16 protein-coding genes are annotated in these 21,683 nt (G+C 71.5%); 8 read left to right on the top strand and 8 right to left on the bottom strand.

Features of this window, described 5'->3' with window-relative positions:
- Positions 1 to 601 precede the first annotated feature (601 nt).
- A complete protein-coding gene (locus FPZ12_RS25230) occupies positions 602 to 1,825 on the bottom strand; it encodes an alpha/beta hydrolase (protein WP_144758171.1) in 1,224 nt (407 codons plus the stop codon).
- 159 nt (positions 1,826 to 1,984) lie between these two features.
- Between FPZ12_RS25230 and FPZ12_RS25225 the strand changes: the two genes are divergently transcribed.
- Positions 1,985 to 2,164, top strand: a complete 180-nt coding sequence (locus FPZ12_RS25225) for a CsbD family protein (protein WP_144758170.1) — start codon at positions 1,985 to 1,987, stop codon at positions 2,162 to 2,164.
- Positions 2,165 to 2,336: 172 nt separating this feature from the next.
- Here FPZ12_RS25225 and FPZ12_RS25220 read toward each other — a convergent pair whose 3' ends face one another.
- Positions 2,337 to 3,215, bottom strand: coding sequence for a LysR family transcriptional regulator (locus tag FPZ12_RS25220; RefSeq protein WP_144758169.1), 879 nt, complete (start codon positions 3,213 to 3,215; stop codon positions 2,337 to 2,339).
- A gap of 70 nt (positions 3,216 to 3,285) precedes the next feature.
- Between FPZ12_RS25220 and gabT the strand changes: the two genes are divergently transcribed.
- Together gabT and FPZ12_RS25210 are read left to right on the top strand one after the other, a co-directional pair.
- Entirely contained in the window at positions 3,286 to 4,590 is a 1,305-nt protein-coding gene (gene gabT / locus FPZ12_RS25215; protein ID WP_144758168.1) for a 4-aminobutyrate--2-oxoglutarate transaminase, read from the top strand.
- Positions 4,587 to 5,966 carry an NAD-dependent succinate-semialdehyde dehydrogenase gene (locus tag FPZ12_RS25210; protein ID WP_144758167.1) on the top strand — a complete coding sequence of 460 codons (1,380 nt, stop codon included), beginning with the start codon at positions 4,587 to 4,589 and terminating at the stop codon, positions 5,964 to 5,966. The genes gabT and FPZ12_RS25210 overlap by 4 nt, the downstream gene beginning before the upstream one ends.
- Positions 5,967 to 6,004: 38 nt before the next feature.
- Here the strand turns inward: FPZ12_RS25210 and FPZ12_RS25205 are convergent, their stop codons facing one another.
- From FPZ12_RS25205 to FPZ12_RS25180, 6 genes are all read right to left on the bottom strand, one after another.
- Complete coding sequence (locus FPZ12_RS25205) at positions 6,005 to 7,393, bottom strand: NAD(P)/FAD-dependent oxidoreductase (RefSeq protein WP_144758166.1); 1,389 nt, start codon at positions 7,391 to 7,393, stop codon at positions 6,005 to 6,007.
- On the bottom strand, positions 7,390 to 8,694 hold the full coding sequence (locus FPZ12_RS25200) for an MFS transporter (protein ID WP_144758165.1): 1,305 nt from the start codon (positions 8,692 to 8,694) through the stop codon (positions 7,390 to 7,392). The genes FPZ12_RS25205 and FPZ12_RS25200 overlap by 4 nt, the downstream gene beginning before the upstream one ends.
- Complete coding sequence (locus tag FPZ12_RS25195; protein ID WP_144758164.1) at positions 8,691 to 10,289, bottom strand: hydantoinase B/oxoprolinase family protein; 1,599 nt, start codon at positions 10,287 to 10,289, stop codon at positions 8,691 to 8,693. Before FPZ12_RS25195 ends, FPZ12_RS25200 begins: the two co-directional genes overlap by 4 nt.
- Before the next feature lie 2 nt (positions 10,290 to 10,291).
- Positions 10,292 to 12,298: a hydantoinase/oxoprolinase family protein gene (locus FPZ12_RS25190; RefSeq protein WP_166462895.1), complete on the bottom strand. Its 2,007-nt coding sequence runs from the start codon at positions 12,296 to 12,298 to the stop codon at positions 10,292 to 10,294.
- Between the two features lie 29 nt (positions 12,299 to 12,327).
- Positions 12,328 to 12,909, bottom strand: coding sequence for an XRE family transcriptional regulator (locus tag FPZ12_RS25185; RefSeq protein ID WP_144758162.1), 582 nt, complete (start codon positions 12,907 to 12,909; stop codon positions 12,328 to 12,330).
- 135 nt (positions 12,910 to 13,044) lie between these two features.
- Complete coding sequence (locus FPZ12_RS25180) at positions 13,045 to 14,622, bottom strand: PucR family transcriptional regulator (RefSeq protein ID WP_144758161.1); 1,578 nt, start codon at positions 14,620 to 14,622, stop codon at positions 13,045 to 13,047.
- A 70-nt stretch (positions 14,623 to 14,692) separates the two neighbouring features.
- On the opposite strand from FPZ12_RS25180, the gene FPZ12_RS25175 reads away from it, so the two are divergent.
- The 5 genes from FPZ12_RS25175 to FPZ12_RS25155 all read left to right on the top strand — a co-directional run bounded on the left by FPZ12_RS25175 (position 14,693) and on the right by FPZ12_RS25155 (position 21,673).
- Complete coding sequence (locus tag FPZ12_RS25175; protein ID WP_144758160.1) at positions 14,693 to 16,183, top strand: CoA-acylating methylmalonate-semialdehyde dehydrogenase; 1,491 nt, start codon at positions 14,693 to 14,695, stop codon at positions 16,181 to 16,183.
- A gap of 15 nt (positions 16,184 to 16,198) precedes the next feature.
- On the top strand, positions 16,199 to 17,545 hold the full coding sequence (locus FPZ12_RS25170) for an aspartate aminotransferase family protein (RefSeq protein WP_144758159.1): 1,347 nt from the start codon (positions 16,199 to 16,201) through the stop codon (positions 17,543 to 17,545).
- Between the two features lie 207 nt (positions 17,546 to 17,752).
- Entirely contained in the window at positions 17,753 to 18,592 is an 840-nt protein-coding gene (locus FPZ12_RS25165; RefSeq protein ID WP_208025998.1) for an ABC transporter ATP-binding protein, read from the top strand.
- 17 nt (positions 18,593 to 18,609) lie between these two features.
- Positions 18,610 to 19,590, top strand: a complete 981-nt coding sequence (locus FPZ12_RS25160; RefSeq protein ID WP_144760768.1) for an ABC transporter substrate-binding protein — start codon at positions 18,610 to 18,612, stop codon at positions 19,588 to 19,590.
- 7 nt (positions 19,591 to 19,597) lie between these two features.
- Positions 19,598 to 21,673, top strand: coding sequence for an iron ABC transporter permease (locus FPZ12_RS25155; RefSeq protein WP_243770015.1), 2,076 nt, complete (start codon positions 19,598 to 19,600; stop codon positions 21,671 to 21,673).
- Positions 21,674 to 21,683 lie beyond the last annotated feature (10 nt).

Here is a 21,683-nt window from a genome sequence, read left to right as displayed (position 1 = left end):
GGCTTCGTCCCGCCCGCCCTCGTCTCGCCGGTCTTGCCCCAGCGAGCCCGTGTCTCGCGAACCCTTCCGCTGCCAGCCTTTCCGCAGCCAACGCTTGGCGTTCCCGGCCTTGCCCAGCCATCCCATGTGTCGAAAATCCTTGCCCTGCCAGCCTTTACCCTGCCGACTTTTACCCTGCTGACCTTCCTGCCAGCCCCTACCAATCCAGGCTTTGCCCTGCCAGCCCTGCCCCTGCCAGCCTTCGTCCCCCGAGCTCCTGCCCCGCCGACCTTTATCCGGCCAGCCCTTGCCCGGCGAACCCTTACCGGGCCAGCCCTTGCCCGGCCAGCTCCTGCCCGGCAAGCCTTCGCCCCGCGAACTCCTGCCCTGCCAGCCTTTACCTGGCCGGCCCTCGCCATTCCAGGCCCTGCCCCGCCAGCTCCTGCCCAGCCAGCCCCTCCTCAACCAGCCCGTGCCCGGCTGGCCTTCCCCCCGCGAGCCCTTCCCCCGCGAGCCCTCGGCCCGCCAGCCCTCGCCCGGCTCTCCTTCTCCCAGCCAGCCCGTGCCCAGCCATCCCTCGCCCCGCGAGCCTTCGCCCCGCTGGTGGGCCGGTTCGTGCGGTTCAGACCGCGGCGTCGGTGCCATGCAGGCTCCCTGGGGTTCCGGGGTCGGGCAGCGGCCAGGGCAGGATCTGGCCTTCGGTGGCCTGGCCGGGTGGCGGGTCCGTTCTGCCGACCGGGTTGCCGAGCTGGGCGTCCAGCCAGGCGAGCACCGGCGGCAGGTCCGAGCGGACCGCGTCCAGGTTGTGCCCGGACGCGGGCAGCACCCAGGTGGTCAGCTCGGCAGGCGGAGCCACCGCCGCGCGCAGCCTGCCGAGTGCGGCCACCTCGTCCCCGGCGGCCGCGTCAGCGGTGACGAGCATCCGCAGCGGCGAGGGATGCTCCCGCAGCGTCGCGGTCACATCGTTGGCATGCTGGATGTCCGCGCGGCCGTGGAACAGATCCCCAGTCTCGACGTCCTGCGGCGCCCGGTCATAACCGCTCATGCTGACGGCGACGGAGTACCACTGGGGGTGGCGCGAGGCGAGATTCAGGGCGCAGTACCCGCCCGAGGACCAGCCCGCGATCGCCCAGCCCTCGCGGTCCGACCGCACCCGCAGCTCGCTCAGGGCCCAGCCGCGCAGATCGGCGGCGAGATAGGTGTCGTCGGCTGGCCCCTGCACGGCGTCGACGCATTCCGAATCGTGCGCCATGCGGGGTTCGCCATTGGGGTCCGGCACGATCACCACGGTCGGCGGCATGCGGTGCGCGCCTATTTCCCGGTCGAGCAGATCCGGCAATCCGTACAATGTGGCGACCTGCCGGGGCTCGCCCGGAAAATGCGGAATCCATTCGATCACCGGAAAACGGAAATCCGCCCATTCCGGCTCGGTGTACCCGGCTGGCAGGTACACGTCCACGTCGCGGGTGAGCCCGGTGCGCCTGCCGGTGACGGTCAGGTGCAGCATCGAGCCGTGCCCAGCCGCCGCGCGGGCGCCGACGGTGGCCAGCGTGCGGGCGAGGTCGCGGCCGTCGGGCCCGGCGTCCGCCACCGTGCCTTCCCCGGGGTTTGGCGACGTGCCGAGTAGGGAACCCAGTGTGGGGTAAAAGCTTCCGGCGGAGTTGACGGCGAGCCCGCATGCCGTGACCACCGCCACCACGGCGACCAGGGTGCTCAGCGACCGGCCGGTGCGCCGGTGCTTCCAGGCGTCCCAGCGCCACGGCACCAGCACCACCGACAACAGGGCGAGCACGGCGCCGACGGCCACCACGGTCACGGTGTCGATGCGGATCTGCGAGGCGTGCACGCGATCAATTCAAGCCGATCGCGTTCCCGCAATTCACGCGGGCCATCCCTGTTTTCGCGCTCAGCGTCCTCTCAACAAGGTTGTTCTACCATTCCCGGGGAATAACTCCACCCAACCCGGGTAACCGGTTCCCGGAACCGAGTGGAGAGGAACAGCGAAATGAACGACAACGCCGAGCACAAGGCCGACGAACTCAAGGGCAAGGCCAAGGAAGCGGTCGGCAACGCCACCGACAACGAGCAGTGGCAGGCCGAGGGCAAGGCCGAGCAGAGCACCAGCAAGATCAAGCAGGCTGGGGAGAAACTGAAGGGCGCGGCCAAGGACGTGTTCGACAAGTGACGACACTCGGTATCCCCGGTCCAGACCGGGGATACCGAGACCCGGCGGCCATGGACCCCGCGCGGGCAGTGGCCGATCGGTTTTCACGGGGCTGGGAGTGAGCAGGGCGCTCCACGCACGTCGGAAAACGGTGCCGCCCGGGCACAGCGCCCACCCCACACCCGAACCACACTCAAGGCGCCACATCAGCCCCGTACCGCTCAGCGCAGAACTCCCGCAACCGCGCCGCGATGGCCGCCAGCCCGGGAGCCGCGTGGTGCCCGGAGGACCAAGCCGCGAAGAGCGAAATCCGCAACGGCCCCTGCGCTCCCTCGATACGCAAGCCGTGCAACCCGAATCGGGCGTCGTCGGAGACGACCGCGACGCCACGGCCCGCCGCCGCTAACGCCTGGGCCACCTGCGGGTTCGAGCATTCGATGCACTCCGGCTCGCCGAGGCCGGCGGCGCTCAGCGCGTCTTCGAGGATCTGCCGCGGCCGAAACGGCCGGTCCAGCACCACGAGCGGCTCCCCCACCAACTCCTCCAACGCCACGCTCGCCCGCGACGACCACGGATGCCCGGCCGGAACGTAAGCCCACAACGGCAACACGGCCAGATCCAGCCGCTCCCACGACGCCTCCGGCGGCCGCGTGGCGATCGCGAGATCCGCGCCCTCGTTCAGGACACTCGTCCCCGCTGCCTCGACGACCGTGGGCAATGGATCCTCCTGGCCGAAGGTCGCGAGGAAGGGCGCGATCACGTCGGTCAGCGTGGTCGTCGGCGCGGCGATAGTGAGCTTGACCATGCGCCCCGCGGCGAACGCCTCGGCAGCGGACAACGCGTCCTCGGCACGCCGGATGACGTCGCGGACCACGGGCAGGAACTGCGCGCCCGCGGCGGTCAGCGTCAGCCGGTTGCCGTGCCGCTCGAACAACGCCAGCCCGAGTTCGTGCTCCAGCTGCCGCACCTGGCGGGACAGCGCCGGCTGAGTCACATGCACGACGCCCGCGGCCGCGTTCACCGAACCCCGCTCGGCGACGGCCACGAAGTACCGCAGAGTCCGCAGCTCCATGCCTGTAGAGCATAGTCAGGTTCCAAAACAAGCAGTGGACGGCATTCTCGCGGCCCCGGAGCATGAAGGGATGGAACTGGAGCAGACGCGCCGCCTCGTGACCGGGATCCCCGGGCCACGCTCGCGGGAACTGGTGGCACGCAGGGAATCCGCGGTCCCCCGGGGCGTCGGCACGACGATGCCGGTGTTCGCGGTGCGGGCGGGCGGCGGGATCGTCGAGGACGCCGACGGGAACCGGCTGATCGACCTCGGCTCCGGGATCGCGGTCACCACCGTCGGCGCGAGCGCGCCCAGGGTGGTCGAGGCCGTCCGCGCCCAGGCCGAAGCCTTCACGCACACCTGCTTCATGGTCACCCCGTACGAGGGCTACCTCGCCGTGGCCGAGCAGCTCAACCGCCTCACCCCGGGGACGCACGCCAAGAAGACGGTGCTGTTCAACTCCGGCGCCGAGGCCGTGGAGAACGCGGTGAAGATCGCCCGCGCGCATACCGGCCGCCAGGCCGTCGTCGCCTTCGACCACGCCTACCACGGCCGGACGAGCCTGACGATGGCGCTCACCGCGAAATCCTTGCCCTACAAGCACAATTTCGGCCCGTTCGCGCCCGAGGTCTACCGCGCGCCGCTGTCCTACCCGTTCCGCGACGAGCTCGACGGCCCCGCCGCCACCCGCCACGCCATCGAGACGATCGAACGCCAGGTGGGGCTCCCGGCCGCGGTGATCATCGAGCCGATCCAGGGCGAGGGCGGGTTCATCGTGCCCGCGCCCGGCTTCCTGCCCGCGCTCGCGGACTGGTGCCGCGAGCACGACGTGGTGTTCATCGCCGACGAGGTGCAGACCGGCTTCGCCCGCACCGGCGCGATGTTCGCCAGCGAGCACGAGGGCCTGGTGCCGGACCTCGTGGCGAGCGCGAAAGGCATCGCCGGCGGCCTGCCGCTCTCGGCGGTCACCGGCCGCGCGGAGATCATGGACGCCGCGCACCCCGGCGGCCTCGGCGGCACCTACGGCGGCAACCCGATCGCCTGCGCCGCCGCGCTCGCCGCGATCGAGACCATCGAAACCGAGCGGCTCACCGACCGGGCGCGGGAGATCGGGAAGCTCCTCACCGAACGGCTGCTTCGCTTGCAGGACAAGGACAACCGGATCGGCGACGTCCGCGGGCGCGGCGCGATGGTCGCGGTCGAACTGGTCCGGCCCGGCGGCGAGCCGGACCCCGAACTGGCCCGCACCGTCGCCACCTTCGCCCACCAGCAGGGCGTGATCGTGCTGACCTGCGGCACCTACGGCAACGTGCTCCGGTTCCTGCCGCCACTGACCATCACCGACGAGCTGCTGCACGACGCGCTCGACGTCCTCGAGGAGGGGTTCACCGTATGAGCGAGTTCACTGTGGACGATCCGGCGACCGGCGAGATCATCGCCACGGTCGCCGACGGCGGCCCGGCCGAGGCGACCGCCGCCGTGGACGCGGCCGAGCGCGCCGCCCGCGGCTGGGCCCGCACTCCCGCCCGCGCCCGGTCGGAGATCCTCCACCGCGCTTTCGACTTGATGCTGCGGGACAAGGAAAAACTGGCCGCGCTCATCGTCTCCGAGAACGGGAAGCCGCTCGCCGACGCCCGCGGCGAGGTCTCGTACGCAGCCGAGTTCTTCCGTTGGTACGCCGAGGAAGCCGTGCGCACGGACGGCTCGTACGGCCCCTCCCCCGCCGGCGGCACGCGCACGCTCGTCACGCGCCGTCCGGTCGGGATCGCGGCCCTGGTCACGCCATGGAACTTCCCCGCGGCGATGGCCACCCGCAAGATCGGCCCCGCGCTCGCCGCCGGATGCACCGCGGTGCTCAAGCCCGCGGCCGAGACCCCGCTGACCGCGCTGGCGATCGCGGACCTGCTGACCGAGGCCGGACTGCCGGATGGCGTGCTGACCCTCGTCAACTCCACCGACGCCGGTTCGGTCGTCGGCACCTGGCTGGCGGACGCGCGCGTCCGCAAGATCTCCTTCACCGGCTCGACCCGCGTGGGCAGGCTGCTGCTGGGCCAGGCGGCCGAGCGGGTGGTGAACACGTCGATGGAGCTCGGCGGCAACGCCCCGTTCGTCGTGACCGCAGACGCGGACCTCGACGCCGCCGTCGACGGGGCCATGATCGCGAAGTTCCGCAACGGCGGCCAGGCCTGCACCGCCGCGAACCGCTTCTACGTGCACGCCGACGTGGCCGACGATTTCCTTGCGCGCCTGGGCAAACGCGTCGAGGCGCTCACTGTGGGGTCCGGCGGTGAGATCGGCCCGTTGATCAGCGCCAAGGCCCTCGACGGCGTCACCGCGCTGGTGGATTCCGCCGTCGCCGCCGGGGCCCGGATCGTCGCGCGAGCCGACATCCCGGCCGACGGCAAGGGCCACTTCTTCCCGCCGACAGTCCTCGCCGACGTCCCGGCCGACGCCGAGATCGTGCAGGAGGAGATCTTCGGCCCCGTGGCCCCGGTCGTCACCTGGCGCGACGAGCGTGAGCTGCTGGACCTGGTCAACGACACCGAAATGGGCTTGGCCGCCTACGTCTACGCCGGGGACCTGCAACACGCGTTGCGCCTCGGCGAGGCGATCGAGGCGGGGATGGTCGGCATCAACCGCGGCCTGGTCTCCGACCCGGCAGCCCCCTTCGGAGGGCTCAAGCAAAGCGGGGTGGGCCGCGAAGGCGCGCGCGAGGGACTGCACGAGTACACCGAAATCCAGTACCTGAGCGTGGACTGGCCGGAGGCCTGACAGAGCGGGTGGGGGCGAGCGCGCCCCCACCCGCGCTCTCACTCGTGCAGCCCGGCCAGGCGGCTCCCCACCCGCGCGATCCACGACGTCTTCGCCAGGCCGCGCTTCTCCTCGCGCTGGTCGGCGATGCGGAACAGCTCGTACATCCCGTGCACCCCCAGCCAGCGCAACGGTTCCGGCTCCCAGCGCGGCGAGCGGTAGCCGACCCACGGCAGCCGGGCCAGCTCCGTGTCCCGGCCCAACGTCAGGTCCACCAGCGTGCGGGCGCCGACGTTCGTCGCCGTCACGCCGTGCCCGGCATACCCGCCCGACGAGCCGACGCGGGTCTCCCGGTCGTAGGTCACCCGCGCGCACCAGTCACGCGTCACGCCGAGCACCCCGGACCACGCGTGCGCGACCCGGATGTCCGCGCGCGGGAAGTACCGGTGAAGCCGGTCTTCCAGCTGCCGCACCGTTTTCTCCGCCGTCACCCCCGCACCGCCGGTGCCGGAGTTGAACCGGTACGGCGCACCCCGGCCGCCGATGGCGATGCGGCCGTCGGCCGTGCGCTGCGAGTAGACGAACGTGTGCGCGGCATCGCTGACGCACTCGGCCGCACGCCACCCGATGGCGTCCCAGTCCTTTTCGGACAGCGGCTCGGTGACGATCATCGAGCTGTTCACCGGGATCATGCTCCGCGCGCCCAGCAACGGAATCCCGTAGCCCTCGGTGCAGACGAGCACCCGGCCGGCGCGCAGCGTCCCCGGTTCGAGACGCACTCCGCCCGGCCCCACGGTGCGCACCCGGCTCTGCTCGAAGATCGCTGCACCCCGGCGTTCCACCGCCGCGGCCAGTCCGGTGACGAGCTTTCCCGGGTGCACCCGGACCACGGCCGGGTAGTACATGCCTCCGGACACGTGCTCGGCGTTGACCCGTTCCCTGGCCTGCGCCCGGTCCAGCCACACGACCTGGTCTTCGGTGAGCCCGTACCGCAGATCGCCGTCACGCCGCGCGGCGAGCCTGCTCGCGGCGGCCGGAGTCGTTGCCAGCACGAGGTTTCCGCCGCGGGCCTGGTCGGCCTCGATCCCTTCGCGTCCGCAGACGGCCAGGATTTCGTCGATGCCCTCGAACATCGCGCTCTGGAAGTCCCGTGCCCCGGCCGCGCCACGCGGGCCCCGCGCGTACCTTGCCCGGTTGCCCGGGATCAGGTGCGACGCCCAGCCGCCGTTGCGCCCGGAAGCTCCGTACCCGACGTGTTCGGCCTCCAGCACCGCGACGCTGAGCTCGGGCCGGTGCTCCTGCAGGTAGTACGCGGTCCACAGGCCGGTCAGCCCGCCACCGACGATCGCGACGTCCACTTCGGACGGTCCGGTGCCCGGGGTCCAGGATTTGCGGGTGGCGCGGGTGCCCGCGAGCCAGTGCGAGACCTCGCCGTTGCGGTAGGTCACGCGCTCGCCTCCGCCTTCGCCGGCGTCCGCCCGCGCACGGACTCCCGCTTGGGCAGGGCGAAACAGGCCAGCGCCATCAGCAGTGAGACCACGGCGGTCAGCGCGGCCACCGGCCACGAGGAACCGGTGCGGGACAACAGGTACGTAGCGATGATCGGGCCGAACCCGCCGCCGATCATGCCGGCCAGGTGGTAGCAGAGGCTGGTGCCGGTGTAGCGGACCTCGCGGGTGAACAGCTCGGCCACCTCGCCGGCGAGCACCCCGTAGGACGTGCCGACGAACACCATCGCGACCCCGACGGCCACGTACAGCAGGAAAGGTTCCCTGGTGTGCATGAGCGCGAAGGCCGGGGCCGCCCACAGCAGCAGGCCGAACGCCGAGACGATCGCGACGCCGCGCGCGGTCATCCGCTTCGCGAGCAGCACGCCGACGTAGATGAACGCGCCCTCGCTGACGGCGGCGATCAGGTTGGCGGGCAACGTGATCGACGTCGGCATGCCGAGCGTCTTCGTGGCGTAGGTGAGCACGAACGACGTGAGCAGGTAGTAGGTCAGGAACACCCCGGTGAACGACAGCGTGCCGATCAGCGCCGGGCGGAACTCCTTCGTGAGCACTCGCAGGAACGGCACCCGTGTCTGTTCCTGGCGTTCGGCGGCCTTGGCGTACTCGGGGGTCTCGGCCATCTTCAGGCGGATGAACAGGCCCAGCGGCACGAGCAGCGCCGAGAGCAGGAACGGGATCCGCCAGGCCCAGCTCTGCAGGCTGTCCGCGCTGACCGTGTTGCTCAGCACCGTGAACACCACGGTCGCGACCAGCAGGCCACCGGGGCTGCCGAACTGCGCGAACGAACCGTAGAGCGTTTTCTTGCGCTCGGGCGCGTTTTCGGTCGCGATCAGGACCGCGCCGCCCCATTCGCCGCCGACGGCCAGGCCCTGGAGCAGGCGCAGCACGACGAGCAGGATCGGCGCGGCCACGCCGATCGTGGCGTAGGTGGGCAGCACGCCGATGAGGAACGTCGCGATCCCCATCGCCAGCAGCGTGACCACCAGCGTGCTCTTGCGGCCCCACCGGTCGCCGAAGTGCCCGAACACGATGGCGCCCAGCGGCCGCACGATGAACCCGACCGCGAGCGTGGCGAACGAGAGCAGCGTGCCGACCAGCGGGTCGCTGTCGGGGAAGAAGACCTCGTTGAACACCAGCGCGGACGCGGTGCCGTAGATGAAGTAGTCGTACCACTCGATGGCGGTGCCGACGAACGACGCGGCGGCGATGCGCCCCGCCGGGGTCGCGGTGGTGCTCACGCGCTCACCTCTCGCTCCGGGGCGCCGTAGCCGCCGCCACCACCGGTGGTGATGACGATGCTGTCGCCACTGTTCAGGGTTTCCTCGTACACACAGGGAAGTTCGGTCACGGTGCCGTCGGCGCGGTGGATCGCGAAGTTGCCGGTACCGCCGGGCGCGCCGCCGTTGATCCCCTCGGCGCCGACGGTGTGGCGGTCGGCGTACCCGGCCACCGCGACGCCGTCGGCGGTCGCGACGTAGGTCCGCCGGATGCCGCGGCCACCGGCGTGGGTCCCGTCGCCGCCGGAGTCCCCGACGAGCGCGTACTCAGCGATGCGGAAATGGCTGAAGTCGGTTTCCAGTGCTTCGACGGGGGCGTTGGCGCAGTTGGAGATCGGGTTGTCCAGCCCGTCCGGGCCGCCGTGTTCGGCACACGCGCCCCAGCCGCCGCCGAGGATCTCCAGCGCCACCTGGTAACCGTCTTCGCCGCTCTTGCTCACGGCGATCGCCGTCGTGGTGTCGAACCCGGTCGCCACGGCCCGCTCCGGCAGCGCCTGCCCGAGCGCGCGGATGACCGCGTTGAACACACGCGACGCCGGAGTGAGCCGGGCCCGCACCGCGGCGGGCGGGCGCGGGTTGAGCACCGACCCGGAGGGCGCGGACACCGTGATCGGCCGGTTGCAGCCCTCGTTGAAGCCGATGTCGGGCGAGTCGAGCATGCACCGGACCGCGGACTGCACGGAGGAAACCGTTGAGGCGAAAGGACAGTTGACGTTGCCGGGGATCTGGCCCGCGGTGCCGGAGAAGTCGACGTCGATGGTGCTGCCGTCCACCGTCACCTTCGCGACGATCTCCGCCGTGCCGGCGTCCCACGGCGAGGCGTCGAAGGTCTCCGTGGCGTGGTAGGTACCGTCCGGAATGGACTCGATGGCCGAGCGCACCCGCTTTTCGGCGTAGTCCTTGACATCCGCCATCGCCTGCAGCACTTCGTCGCGCCCGTGCCGCGCGACCAGCTCGGTCAGCCGCCTGGTGGCAGTGGCGTTGGCGGCGAACTGGGCCTGCAGGTCCCCGATCACCGCGTCGGGCACCCGGACGTTCGCGGCGATGACCTGCCGCACGAAACCGTTGGGGTCGTTGAAGTCCCGGGACACGGAGAACCGGGAAAGCGGGAGCCGCAGGCCTTCCTGGTACAGCTCGGTCGCGTGCGCCGACAGCCCGGCGTGCGAGCCGCCGATGTCGACGTGATGCGCGGTCGAGGCGCCGAAGCCGATCAGCTCGCCGTCGGCGAAGATCGGGGTGAGCAGGTAGATGTCCTGCAGGTGCTGGCCGCCCTGGTACGGGTCGTTCATCAGCAGCGCGTCGTCGTCGGTCAGGCTCGCGAGGTCGATCCGCGCGGCGATGCCGCGCAGCGCGAGCGCGATGCCGGCGGTCATGATCGGGATGCATTCCGCCTGTGCCACCACTTCGCCGCGCGCGTCGGTCAGCGCGACGGAGAAGTCCCTGGCCTCGCGGACGATCGAGGAGGTGGCGGAGCGGCGCAGGTTGACGGCCATCTCGCGGCCGATCGCGTCCAGCCCGGACTTGATGACGGACAGCTGGCTCGGGGAAAGTCGCATGGTCAGCTCCGTTCCAGGACGAGGTTGGTGTGCTCGTCGACGTGGGCGGTCCAGCCCGTGGGCACGAACGTGGTGGACGTGCCGTCCTCCAGCACGGCGGGACCGGGTTGCTTGGTGCCGACGGCGAGACCGCGGCGGGAACGGAAGGTCGCGTCCACGGCCACTCCCCCTTCGATGACCGGCTGCACGGTCACCGGCAGCGACGGGTCGGTGTCCACTTTGGGCAGGACCAGCGCCGGGCGTGGCCGGGTGACGGTGAGCCGCACCGTGACGATCTGCACGGCTCGTTCGCTTTCCGCGTGCCCGTACCGGCGGGCGTGCGCGCGGTGGAAGGCTTCGGCGAACTCCTCGGCCGTGGTGGCGCCGGCGCGGGGCAGGTCGACCGGCATCTCGAAGCCCTGGCCGCGGTAGCGCATGTCGGCGGAGAACGCGAAAGTGGCGTCGTGCCAGGGAATCGACTGCTCCCGGAGGTGTTCTTCCGCGGTGGCGCGCAGGTTGTCCAGCGCCGGGGCGAGCCCTTCCGGTGGCAGCGCGTCGAGATCGGTCAGCCGGGTGAAGGCGAACTCGCGGCGGAAGCCCGCGGTCAGCAGTCCGTACGCGGAGGCGAGCCCGGCGTGCGGCGGAATGATCACGCGGCCCATCCCGAGGTCCTCGGCGACGGACGCGGCGTGCAGCGGGCCGGCGCCGCCGTAGGCGACGAGGGTGTAGGACTCCACGTCGTGCCCGCGTTCGGTGGTGGTGACGCGGATGGCTCCGGCCATCGCGACGCCCGCCAGCCGGAACACGTCCTCGGCGAGCTGCTCGACCGAGCGGCCGAGCCGGTCCGCCAAGGGGCGCAAGGAATCCCGCGCGGCCTCGGTGTGCAGGGTGTGGCGTCCGCCGAGGAACGTCTCGGGCCGCAGCAAGCCGCGGACCACGTTCGCGTCGGTCACCGTCGGCCGCGTGCCGCCCCGGCCATAGCAGACCGGGCCGGGATCCGCGCCCGCGGAACGGGGCCCGACGGTGAGGAGGCCGCCGCTGTCGATCGCGACGAGGCTGCCGCCCCCGGCGCCGACGGCGGTGATGTCGACCATCGGCACCCGCACCGGCAGCCCGTCGGCCACCACTTCCGTGGTCAGCTCGGGCTTGCCGTCGTGCACCACGGCGACGTCGGTGCTGGTGCCGCCCATGTCCATCGTGACGATGCCGCCGATCCCGGCGTTCTCCGCCACCGCGATCGCGCCGGCGACCCCGGCCGCCGGGCCGGACCGCAACATGCTCAGCGGCGCCGAACCCGCGGCGCGCGCCGGGACCATGCCACCATTGGACTGCATCACGTGCAGCTCGGACACGCCGAGCTCACGCGCCGAACCCTCCAGATCGGACAGATACCGGGAGATGCGCGGGCGCAGGAACGCGTCGATCGTGGTCGTCGTGGTGCGCTCGTACTCGCGGAACTCGCGGGCGCAGTCGCTGGACAGCGATACCACCAGATCCGGGAACTCCGCGGCCGCGATCTCCGCCACGCGCCGCTCGTGTACCGGGGCGGCGTAGGAATGGAGCAGGCTCACCGCGACCGCGTCCACTCCGGACTCGACCAAAGTGGACAGTGCACGGCGCACGCTGTCCTCGTCCAGCGGCTCCAGCACGGCGCCCGAGTGGTCGAGGCGTTCACTCACCTCGGCCACCCGCGCACGGGGCACGAGCGGCTCCGGCTTGCGGTAGCTCAGGTCGTACATGCTCGTGCGGTCCTGTCGCTGCAGTTCGAGCACGTCGCGGAACCCGCGGGTGACGATCAGCCCGACCCGCGCGCCCTTGCGCTCGATCAGCGCGTTGGTCGCGACCGTGGAACCGTGCAGCAGCACGGCTTTCTCGCGCAGTTCCGGGGACAGGCCGGTGAGCCCGGCCGTCACCGCCTTGTCCGGGCTCGCCGGGGTGGAGAAGACCTTGTCGGTCGCGCGGAGGACGCCGTCGTCGTCCAGTACCACGAGATCGGTGAACGTTCCGCCGCATTCGACGCCGATGCGCAATGCGCCCTCCTTTGTGGACAGTACGGGGATCAGTAGCTGGGGGGCGCCATCGCCCACAGCACCGTCGCCGTGCCCCCCGCGCTTTCCTTGACGCGATGGGGTTCGCTGCTGGAGTACGTGATCGAATCCAGCGCGGCGAGGTGGTGCACGGTCTGCCCGACCGTCACCTCGACCTCACCGGAGACCACGAACAGCAGCTCTTCGGAATCGCCGTGGCTGTAGGGCTCGACCCCGGTCGAGCCGCCCGCCTCGAACACCCCGAGGAAGGCCTCGAGGTGGTGGAACCGCTTGGGGGTCAGGCGGACCTTGCGGCCCGACTCCCCGAAGGCGAAGCCCTGCTGGTCGGTGAACCGGAGCACCGCGGGCGAGCGGTCCCACGTGAACAGGTCGCCCACGTCCAGCCCGAGCACCGCGGTGATCTTCTGCAGGGTGGCGATGCTGCCCGAATGCACGCCGCGTTCGAGCTGGGACACGAAACCCTCGGACAGCCCGGCCCCGTCGGCCACCTGCCGCAGCGTCAGGCGAAGCGCGAGCCGCCGCTCCCGCAGCCGCGCCCCGACGCTCTGGGTGTCCTGTGCCCTGGCGTTCTCTCCCGCCGCCGATTTGACCATGCCCCTCCGTTCGCTGGCGGTGACAGTACACAGCGCTGAGTCGGGCTACAAGAGTTCTGTGGCTTTTCCTCAGATTTCTGAGGTTGAACCACAGACCTGTGAAACCGTTGCGTAACAACGGGGTTTCCCGGGGCCTCAGTCCCGCCGCGAATCCAAGGCCATCACCGCGACGTGCAGCGAGGTTCGCGACTCCGGGGATTCCAGCGACACCCCGAGAACACGCTCGAGCGTGCGCAGGCGCGCGTAGAGGGTGGGCCGACTCAGCCCGCTCAGTTCGGCGGTGCGCGCTTTGCCGCCGCCGCTTTCGAGGTGCGTGCGCAGCAACGGAAGCAGCGGAACCTGGGCTCGCGAATCGTGGTCCAGCAGCGGGCCCAGTTCCCGTTCCGCGAAGGCCTGCACGCGGTGGTCGTCCTTCAATAGCGTGAGCAGGCCGCGCAACCGCACATCGGTGGAGCGGAACAGACGCCGCGGCTCGCCGAGGCTGAGGCCGGCTTCCGCGACGTGGTCGGCCTCGGCCAGGCCCTGGGCCGCCCGGACGAGCCCCGTCGCCGGGCGCGCCGTCCCTGCGACCCAGGCGTCGGCGGAAAGTCGTTGCTGCCGAAGGGTTTCCACGATGGCGTCGAGCGCGGGATCCGGCTTGGCCGCGGAGAACAAGGCGACCACGGTGCCTTCCCTGGGCAGCGAGACGATCGCGGTGTGCCCGCATCCGGTGATCGCCCGGCGCACCGCGGCGAGGAAAGCGCGGTCCAGTTCGCCCTTCCCGATCGCGTCGTCCTGCGGGCGGCGGGGCGTGCGCACGACCAGCGGCACGTAGTGCGCGTCGGCCGCCAGCCCGAGCGCGCCCGCGCGGGCGAGAGCCTCGGCTTCGTCGGTGATGCGGCCCGCGCGCAGGTCGTCGAGCAGCCCGCCGTGCGCCTGCCCGACGAGCGCGTCGCGCTCCTGCTGGATCATCCGGTGCAGCTGCAGCGACTGCGCCGCGCGTTCCAGCACCATCATCGCGCGCGCTGGGTTGCCGGTATCGCCGGGAAGCACGAGCCGTGCCCAGCGCTCCTGACCCAGCCCGACCGCGACGGCCGACCACCCGGAGTCCACTGTGGACTCGTTTCGCCGGGACCGTTCGGCCCAGTCGCCGAGCAGTTTCACGGCAGGCTCCCCCGCCGCGCAGAACGCGAGCACGTGCCGGTTGAGGTCCTCCAGCACCAGTGGCGCGCCGAGGATCTGCGACGCGCGCGTGACGATGTCCGTGGTGGAGGCGCGGGCCATGTTGAGCGAGGTGAACACCTCGTGCGTGGTGCGCGCGAACTCCACCTCCTCGTAGCGGTCGGCGACGATCAGCTGGTGCACCTGCTGGGTCACCTCGACGAACCGGATCGGCCGCGACAGCGCGGCCACCGGCAGCCCGGCCGCGTCGGCCGCCGGCCCGAGCCCGTCGGGCACCGCGGTGAGGTGGGTGCCCAGCTCGACGACAAGGCCCACGACGCCGAGCTCCGCGAGGATTCCCAGGTAGGCGGCCACTTTCGCGGGCTCGCCAAGCAGCGGAAGACCGGTGGTCAGCACCAGCTCGCCGCCTTTGAACAGCCCGGTCGGATCGCTGGACTCGCTGATGTGGACCCAGTTCACGGCGCCGTCCAGCCCATCGCGGCCGCCGAGCAGCTCGGGCCGCCCGGCCCGCACGAGCGGCAGCCCGAGCACTTCTCGCACGGTCGGGATCACCAACACAGTGTAAAGAATCCACGCCGCGCTTTTACGACCTGTCGGCCACTCGAGCGGCAGAGTCAGGGCCATGACAACCATCGCGCACTGGGTGAACAACGAGCCCTACGCGGGCGGCAGCGGATCGACCTCGCCCGTGACCAACCCCGCCACCGGCGCCGTGACCGGCGAAGTCGCGCTCGCCGACGCGCGGGACGCTCAGCACGTCATCGCCGCCGCGGCCGCCGCGTTCCCGGCCTGGCGGGACGCGTCGCTGGCCCGGCGCACAGCGGTGCTTTTCCGGTTCCGGGAACTGCTCGACGCCCGCAAGGACGAGCTCGCCGCGATCATCACCGCCGAGCACGGCAAGGTGCTCTCCGACGCGCTCGGCGAGGTGGCCCGCGGCCAGGAGGTCGTCGAGTTCGCGTGCGGGATCCCGCACCTGCTCAAGGGCGGGTTCAGCGAGAACGCCTCGACCTCGGTGGACGTCAGCTCGCTGCGCCAGCCGCTCGGGGTGGCGGCGGTGATCTCCCCGTTCAACTTCCCGGCGATGGTGCCGATGTGGTTCTTCCCGGTCGCGATCGCCGCCGGGAACACCGTGGTGCTCAAGCCGAGCGAGAAGGACCCGTCGGCGTCGCTGTGGCTGGCGCGGCTGTGGGCCGAGGCCGGCCTGCCCGCCGGAGTGTTCAACGTCCTGCAGGGCGACAAGGTCGCGGTGGACGAGCTGCTCACCAACCCGGCGGTGAAGGCGGTCAGTTTCGTCGGCTCCACACCGATTGCACGCAGTGTGTATACAACCGCCACGGCGCACGGAAAACGCGTGCAGGCCTTGGGGGGCGCGAAGAACCACGCCGTCGTCCTGCCCGACGCGGACCTCGACCTCGCCGCCGACTCGATGGTCAACGCCGGGTTCGGTTCCGCGGGCGAGCGGTGCATGGCGATCTCCGCGGTGGTCACCGTCGGGAGCGTCGCGGACGAGCTCGTGGCGCGGATCGCCGAGCGGGCCACGAAGATCCGCACCGGCGACGGCACCCGCGGCACGGACATGGGCCCGCTGGTCACGAAAGCCCACCGGGACAAGGTGAAGGCCTATGTGGACCAGGCCGAGACCGACGGCGCGAAGCTCGTCGTCGACGGCAGGCAGGTGCGGCCCGAAGGCGAACCGGACGGCTTCTGGCTCGGCCCGACGCTGCTGGACCACGTGCGCACCGACATGAGCTGCTACACCGACGAAATCTTCGGCCCCGTACTGTCGGTGCTGCGCGTGGAGACCTACGAAGAGGCGCTGGCGCTGGTCAACGCCAACCCGTACGGCAACGGCACCGCGATCTTCACCAACGACGGCGGGGCCGCGCGGAAGTTCCGGAACGAGGTGGAGGTCGGCATGGTCGGGATCAACGTCCCGATCCCGGTGCCGGTCGCCTACTACAGCTTCGGCGGCTGGAAGAACTCGCTGTTCGGCGACACGCACGCGCACGGCACGGAGGGCGTGCACTTCTTCACCCGCGGGAAGGTGGTCACGACGCGCTGGCCGGATCCGAGCCAGGGCGGCGTGAACCTCGGCTTCCCGCGGAACACCTGAGAAAGGCGAGACGACATGACGCTCAGCGAAGACGCCGCGCGGACGCACGCGCTCGACCGCAAGCACGTGTTCCACTCGTGGTCGGCGCAGGCGGCGCTGGACCCGATGGTGATCACCCGCGCCGAGGGCAGCTACGTCTGGGACGGGCACGGGACCAGGCTGCTCGACTTCTCTTCGCAGATGGTGAACACCAACATCGGCCACCAGCACCCGAAGGTCGTCGAAGCGATCGCCGGGCAGGCGCGGAAACTGGCCACGATCGCGCCGCAGCACGCGAACGACCAGCGCTCCGAAGCGGCGCGGCTGATCGCCGAACGGACTCCGGGCGATCTGGACAAGGTGTTCTTCACCAACGGCGGCGCCGACGCGAACGAACACGCCGTGCGGATGGCGCGCCTGGTGACCGGGCGGCCGAAGGTGCTGACCCGGTACCGCTCGTACCACGGCGGCACCGAGACCGCGATCAACCTGACCGGCGACCCGCGGCGGTGGGCCAACGATCACGGCACCGCGGGCGTCGTGCACTTCTTCGGGCCGTACCTGTACCGCAGCCAGTTCCACGCGGAAACCGAAGAGCAGGAGTGCGAGCGCGCGCTCTCGCACCTGGCGCAGGTGATCGAGCTGGAGGGGCCGGGCACGATCGCCGCGGTGCTGCTGGAGGCGATCCCCGGGACGGCCGGGATCATGGTGCCGCCGCCCGGATATCTCGCCGGGGTGCGGGAACTGTGCGACCGGCACGGGATCGTGCTGATCATGGACGAGGTGATGACCGGGTTCGGCCGCACCGGCGCGTGGTTCTTCTCCGCGGACGAGGGGGTGGTGCCGGATCTGCTGACGTTCGCGAAGGGTGTCAACTCCGGTTACGTGCCGCTCGGCGGGGTCGCGATCTCGGGGCGGATCGTGGATTTCTTCGGTGAGCGCCCGTATCCCGGCGGGCTCACGTACTCCGGCCACCCGCTCGCGTGCGCGGCCGCGGTCGCGGCGATCACGGCGATGGAGGACGAGGGCATCGTCGAAAACGCCAGGAGGATCGGTTCCGAGGTGCTCGGCCCGGAGCTGGCGAAGCTCGCCGCCCGGCACCCGGGCGTCGGGGAAGTGCGCGGGCGCGGGGTTTTCTGGGCGGTGGAACTGGTCAGCGACCCGGCGGCGCGCACGCCGGTCGCGCCGACCGGCGGCAGCAGCCCGGTGATGGCGGAGGTGACGAAGACGGCGAAGCAGCTGGGACTGCTGCCGTTCATCAACTCCAACCGCGTACACGTGGCCCCGCCGTGCACGGTCACCGAGGCCGAGGCGCGGGAGGGACTGGAGATCCTCGACCGCGTACTGGACCGCGTGGACGAGCTGGTTTCCCGGGCGGAGTAAGGGAAAGCGGTGTTCCCGTCCGTTCGGGCGGGAACACCGCCGGTCCGCGCCGGCACACAGCGCAGAATCCCGCCCGAAGTCTCCACCCCGCCCCTCGCTGACCCACCACTCGACCCGCACTCCGGACATCCCGGTACGAAACCGGCAAGTGTGCCGCTGCCCACTCCGATCTTGCCACTTAGGTAAGCCTTTCTTTAGATTGCGACGGTGTTCGTCACCCCACCGGACGCCGTCGCCGGCTTGTCCGCACGCCGGATCGACGTCGCCTACGGGCGGGAAGTCGTCGTGCGCGCCGCCTCGGTTTCGCTCGAGCCCGGCACGGTCACGGCACTGATCGGGCCCAACGGCAGCGGCAAATCGACGCTGCTGCGGGCGCTCGCCCGGCTGCATCCCCCGGTGTCGGGCGAGATCGAATTCGCCGACGGCGCGGAGTTGCGGGCGCTGTCGGCGAAGGATCTCGCGCGCCGGATCACCTTGCTGTCCCAGCAAAGGACCGCGCCCGGCGGCCTCAGCGTGCGCGAACTGGTCGAGTTCGGCCGGCATCCGCACCGCTCGCGCTGGGGCGGCCGCGACCCCGAAGGCCCGGCCGCGGTGCAGCGCGCGATGGAGCTGACCGGCCTCACCGCGATCGCCGAGCGCCCGGTGCAGGCGCTGTCCGGCGGCCAGGCGCAGCGCGTGTGGCTGGCCGGCTGCCTCGCCCAGGACACCGCGCTGCTCCTGCTCGACGAGCCGACCACGTTCCTCGATCTGCGCTACCAGGTCGAAATCCTCGACGTCATCCGCGACCTCGCCGACGGGCACCGGGTCGGCATCGGCGTGGTCCTGCACGACCTCGACCAGGCGGCGGCGATCGCCGACCGGGTGCTGCTGCTGGAAGGCGGCGAGGTCACCGCGGACGGCCCGCCCGCCGAGGTGCTGACCGCCGAAAACCTCACCCGCGCCTACGGCATCCGCGTGGACGTCGACACCGACCCGGTCGGCGGGCGCCTCCGCACCCGCGCGGTCGGCCGCTTCAACGACGACGGCATCCGCGCCGCGTCGGCCTGAGAAAAAGCAGGAGAGAAATGCGCCCCACCCGAGTGCTGACCGGGCTGTCCGTGGCCGCCGCGCTGTTCGCGGCCGGCTGCGGCACCACCGAGCCGGCCGGTTCCGGCACCCAGCAGACCACGGCCGCCGGCGCCCCGGTCACCGTCGTCGACTCCCGCGGCAAGGAGGTCAAGCTCGACCACCCGGCGAAACGGGTCGCCGCGACCGAGTGGAACGGCGTCGAGGACCTGGTTTCCCTCGGCGTGATGCCGGTCGGCGTGTCCGACGTCAAGGGCTACGGCCAGTGGGTCAGCGCGGCGCCGCTGGAGGGCAGCCCGGCCGACCTCGGCACGCGAGGCGAGCCCAGCCTCGACACGCTCGCCGGGCTGAACCTCGACCTCGTCGTGGTCACCGACAGCCTCACCGGCAGCGCGCTGGAGCAGATCGAGGCGAAGGTGCCGGTGCTGGTGATCAAGGGCGGCGACGCCGCGGACCCGGTCGGCGCGATGTTCGACGGCGTGGACATGATCGCCAAGGCCACCGGCACCGAGGACAAGGCGGCCCAGCTGAAGACCGAGTTCGACGCGAAGATCTCCGACGGCAAGGCACAGGTGGACAAGCTCGGCGCCGGCGGCCAGCCGGTCGCCTTCTCCGACGCGTACACCAGCTCCGGCATCGTGACGATTCGCCCGTACGCCAAGGGATCCCTCGTTTCGGAGGTGTTCTCGCGGATCGGCCTGACGAACCCGTGGCCGATGGCGGGCGACGGCGAATACGGCCTCGCGCAGGCCGACGTCGAGGGGCTCACACAGCTGCCCGACGTCCGTTTCTGGTACATGGCCAACAACTCCGAGGGCGACCCGTACGCCACGGACCTCGCCGGGAACGCCATCTGGCGGAACCTGCCGTTCGTGCGCAGCGGCAAGGTGGAGCGCCTGCCGGACTCGCTGTGGATGTTCGGCGGCCCCAGGTCGATGGAGCAGTACGTCGACGCCGCGGTGCGGGCACTGCAGGCGTAAGTCCACAGTGGACACCATCACCGTCCGCCCGCCCGCGCCGGTCACGACCCGGCGGGGCGGGCGGCTCGCGCTGCTCGTACTCGCGCTCGCCGTCCTGCTCGTGCTGGGCGCGGCGGTGCAGCTGACGCAGGGCACCGCGAACGTGCACGCGCTCGACCTGCTGCGCCTGGTCTTCGGCGGCGCCACCGACAACGCCGTGTCGGTCGTGGTCGAGTCGCGGCTCCCCCGGCTGCTCACCGCCGTCGCGGTGGGCGTCGCGCTCGGCACGGCGGGCGCGGTGCTGCAATCGGTGGCGCGCAACATCATGGCCGCGCCGGACACGCTCGCCGTCGACGCCGGGGCGCATCTCGCGATCGTGGCCGTGGCGGCGTTCGGGCTTTCCTTGCCACTGCTCGGTTCCGCCGGGGTCGCCTTCGCGGGCGGGCTGGCCGCGGCCGCGTTGGTGCTCGCGCTCTCGGGCACGGGCGGCACCGGGATCGTGCGGCTGGTGCTGGCCGGCACCGCGATCGCGCTCGCGATGTCGTCCGTGACCAGCATGTTGTTGCTGTTGTTCTCCGAGCAGACACGCGGGCTGTTCGCGTGGGGCGCGGGTTCGCTGAGCCAGAACGGGCTCGACGGCGTGCGGACGCTCGGCCCGGTGATCGGCGTGGCGCTGGCGTTGGTGCTCCTGCTGGCCCGGCGGCTGGACCTGGTGTATCTCGGCGACGATCACGCGCGGTCCCTCGGAGTACGGGTCGGCCGGGTCCGTTTCGCCGCGATCGTGCTGGCCGTGCTGCTGGCCGCGGCCGCCGTCACTCTCGCGGGCCCGATCGGCTTCGTCGGCCTCGCCGCGCCCGCGCTGGTGCGCCTGCTCGCCGGTGCTGTGCCGGGTCTGCACCGGCATCTCGCACTGATCCCGGTTTCCGCGGCGACGGGTGTGCTCCTGCTGCTCGGCGCGGACGTGTTGCTGCGCGCGCTGGCCGGGGCGCAGACGTCGCTCGAGGTGCCGACCGGCGTGGTGACCACCGTGCTCGGCGCGCTCTTTCTGATGCTGCTGGCCCGGAACGTCCGCGTGACCGCGACGGTGGAACCACCGGCGGCCGGGGTGCGGCGGACGCTGAGCCCGGCCCGGTACCGGCTGATCCTCGCGGTGCTGGTGGCCATCGTGCTCGGCGCGGTCGTCGGCTCCGTCCTGCTGGGTGACGCGAAACTGCTGCTCGGCGATGTCGTGAACTGGGTGAGCGGGCGTGCGGGGCCGATCGTCACCGGCGTGCTGGAGAACCGCCTGCCGCGCGTGGTCGCCGCGGTGCTGGCGGGCGCGTGCCTGGCGCTCGCGGGCGCGGTGATCCAGGCGGTGACCCGGAATCCGTTGGCGGAGCCCGGAATCATGGGCGCGGTCGGCGGGGCGGGGCTGGGCGCGGTCACGGCGATCACGCTCATCCCGGCCCTGGGGTTCTGGGCGCAGACCGGGTTCGCCGGGATCGGCGCCGCGCTCGCGACGGCGCTGGTGTTCGGGCTGGCCGCGAAGGGCGGCTTCGCCAGCCAGCGCCTGGTGCTCATCGGCTTCGGCGCGCAGGCGGGCACACAGGCGCTGATCACGTTGCTGATCGCGCTCTCGGATCCTTGGAACGAAACGAAAGCGCTGACCTGGCTCGGCGGTTCCACCTATGGGCGCACGTACGAACAGCTCGTGCCGATGGCGCTGGCGCTCGTGCTGGTGCTGCCGGTGCTGTTCCGCGCCAGGCATGAGCTGGACCTGCTGTCGGTCGACGACGAAACCCCGCGGGTGCTCGGCGTGAACGTGCCGCGGGCGCGGCTGTTGGTGCTGACGTGCGCTGTGCTGCTGACGGCCGCGGCGGTCGCCGGTGTCGGGGTCATTTCGTTCGTGGGCCTGGTCGCCCCGCACGCCGCACGCGCGATCACCGGCCGGCGGCACACGCGGGTACTGCCGGTTTCGGCCCTGCTGGGCGGAATCCTGGTGTGCGTCGCCGATACGGCAGGGCGCACGGTCATCTCGCCCGGCCAACTCCCCGCCGGCCTGATGACGGCCTGCCTCGGGGCGCCGTATTTCGTGTGGCTCCTGTACCGCAGCCGGGGGCGGTAGGTTTCGGGGC

The sequence above is a fragment of the Amycolatopsis acidicola genome (assembly GCF_007713735.2).
In the GTDB taxonomy this organism is placed as follows: domain Bacteria; phylum Actinomycetota; class Actinomycetes; order Mycobacteriales; family Pseudonocardiaceae; genus Amycolatopsis_E; species Amycolatopsis_E acidicola.
Note: the sequence above shows the minus strand (reverse complement) of the source record. Positions and strands in the feature narration are given on the sequence as shown.